We start from the raw sequence: 2,500 nt of genomic DNA, 5'->3' as shown, positions 1-2,500 counted from the left end.
TGCGGATCATAGTGTATGTGCCACTCCCCACAGCTTTTCGCAGCTTATCACGTCCTTCATCGCCTCTGAGAGCCTAGGCATTCCCCATACGCCCTTAATTAGCTTATGCGTCTTTGCTTTAACTTGCTCTTTTAGTTTTTGATAATACAACAGTAACTATTGTATTATCGCTCTTTTATTTTTGTCGTTAAATGTCTCCTGTGAGAACATCTAACGCTCGTATTCTTTAAATCAATATGTCAATGAACGTTTTTCTTAATAACAGCACAAAAATGATGAACATAAATACTTTTTCAATTGAATGAATCCTGTGATTTATAAACTATCAATCCTTATACCTAAAGAATCGTGGAGAATATCGGAGTCGAACCGATGACCTCCTGCGTGCAAGGCAGGCGCTCTAGCCAGCTGAGCTAATCCCCCATTATTATGCAAAATCCCGAATGTCGAATTTAGAATTACGAATAATGTGACTTAAACTCTATCTTCTAGAATTTCCTTTTCAATACTATAATCAATGAACTTCTTTGTAATGTCTTGCAACATTGTAGTCTCAGGCAGACTCGAACTGCCGACCTCTACATTATCAGTGTAGCGCTCTAACCAGCTGAGCTATGAGACTTCTTCATAGTTGATAATTGATGCTTAATCGTTATTAGACAAACTAACAACCACAAACTACAACTATACAATAAATTAATTAACAGCATAAGACTAAAAACACCTCGAAATAACAATTCCAATTGTATCGTCTTTCTCTAGAAAGGAGGTGTTCCAGCCGCACCTTCCGGTACGGCTACCTTGTTACGACTTAGCCCCAGTTACCAGTTTTACCCTAGGCCGCTCCTTACGGTGACGGACTTCAGGTACCCCCAGCTTCCATGGCTTGACGGGCGGTGTGTACAAGGCCCGGGAACGTATTCACCGGATCATGGCTGATATCCGATTACTAGCGATTCCAGCTTCACGGAGTCGAGTTGCAGACTCCGATCCGAACTGTGACCGGTTTTATAGATTCGCTCCTAGTCACCTAGTGGCTGCTCTCTGTACCGGCCATTGTAGCACGTGTGTGGCCCAGGACGTAAGGGCCGTGATGATTTGACGTCATCCCCACCTTCCTCGCGGTTTGCACCGGCAGTCTTGTTAGAGTTCCCGACATTACTCGATGGCAACTAACAACAGGGGTTGCGCTCGTTATAGGACTTAACCTGACACCTCACGGCACGAGCTGACGACAACCATGCAGCACCTTGTAATATGTCCGAAGAAAAGTCTATCTCTAAACCTGTCATACTACATTTAAGCCCTGGTAAGGTTCCTCGCGTATCATCGAATTAAACCACATGCTCCACCGCTTGTGCGGGCCCCCGTCAATTCCTTTGAGTTTCATTCTTGCGAACGTACTCCCCAGGTGGGTTACTTATCACTTTCGCTTAGCCACTCAGATCGAAATCCGAACAGCTAGTAACCATCGTTTACGGCGTGGACTACCAGGGTATCTAATCCTGTTCGCTACCCACGCTTTCGTCCCTTAGCGTCAATACATTATTAGTGATCTGCCTTCGCAATCGGTATTCTGTGTAATATCTATGCATTTCACCGCTACACTACACATTCTAACCACTTCATAATGATTCAAGACCTGCAGTATCAATGGCAATTTTCCGGTTGAGCCGAAAACTTTCACCACTGACTTACAGACCCGCCTACGGACCCTTTAAACCCAATGATTCCGGATAACGCTTGGATCCTCCGTATTACCGCGGCTGCTGGCACGGAGTTAGCCGATCCTTATTCGTAGAGTACCGTCAGAGTTCCACTCGTGGAACTGTTTCTTCCTCTATAAAAGTAGTTTACAACCCATAGGGCAGTCTTCCTACACGCGGCATGGCTGGATCAGAGTTGCCTCCATTGTCCAATATTCCTCACTGCTGCCTCCCGTAGGAGTCTGGTCCGTGTCTCAGTACCAGTGTGGGGGATCTCCCTCTCAGGACCCCTATCTATCGTTGCCTTGGTATGCCGTTACCATACCAACTAGCTAATAGAACGCATAGCCATCTTATAGCGATAAATCTTTAATCTTTAATGAATGCTCATTTAAGATACTATAAGGTATTAATCCAAATTTCTCTGGGCTATCCCTTACTATAAGGTAGGTTCTATACGCGTTACGCACCCGTGCGCCGGTCGTCAGCAAGTAGCAAGCTACCTCTGTTACCCCTCGACTTGCATGTGTTAAGCCTGCCGCTAGCGTTCATCCTGAGCCAGGATCAAACTCTTCATCGTGTATTCTTAAATATTATTTAACAATAACAATAGGAATTTTAATCGTTTTCTCAAAAATGCTTCTAGTCTTAATTCTTATCTGTAAAATAACTACATAAATGCAATTATTATACGCGCTGTCAATCAATATATCAATGAACTTTTTTAACTAAACCAAACAATCTTCATCGTCAGTCGTTAATCGTTAATTACTAAGGAATCGAACCCTAAAAAT

General features: G+C 43.6%; 2 tRNA genes and 2 rRNA genes (1 of these 4 cut by a window edge). All 4 read right to left on the bottom strand.

From position 1 onward, the window contains the following. A 23S ribosomal RNA gene (locus QBK95_RS22760) occupies positions 1 to 109 on the bottom strand (it extends 2,712 nt beyond the left edge of the window). 240 nt (positions 110 to 349) lie between these two features. After that, positions 350 to 423 (bottom strand) — tRNA-Ala (locus QBK95_RS22755). 125 nt (positions 424 to 548) lie between these two features. Beyond that, positions 549 to 622: transfer RNA gene (locus QBK95_RS22750), tRNA-Ile, on the bottom strand. Positions 623 to 762: 140 nt separating this feature from the next. Further along, positions 763 to 2,286: ribosomal RNA gene (locus QBK95_RS22745) — 16S ribosomal RNA — on the bottom strand. Together the 16S and 23S rRNA genes with 2 tRNA genes alongside form the textbook arrangement of a ribosomal RNA operon. Between the last annotated feature and the right edge of the window lie 214 nt (positions 2,287 to 2,500).

It is taken from the genome of Aquimarina mycalae (genome assembly GCF_029906345.1).
Taxonomy (GTDB): Bacteria; Bacteroidota; Bacteroidia; order Flavobacteriales; family Flavobacteriaceae; genus Aquimarina.
This window is presented reverse-complemented; position numbering and strand designations above follow the sequence as displayed.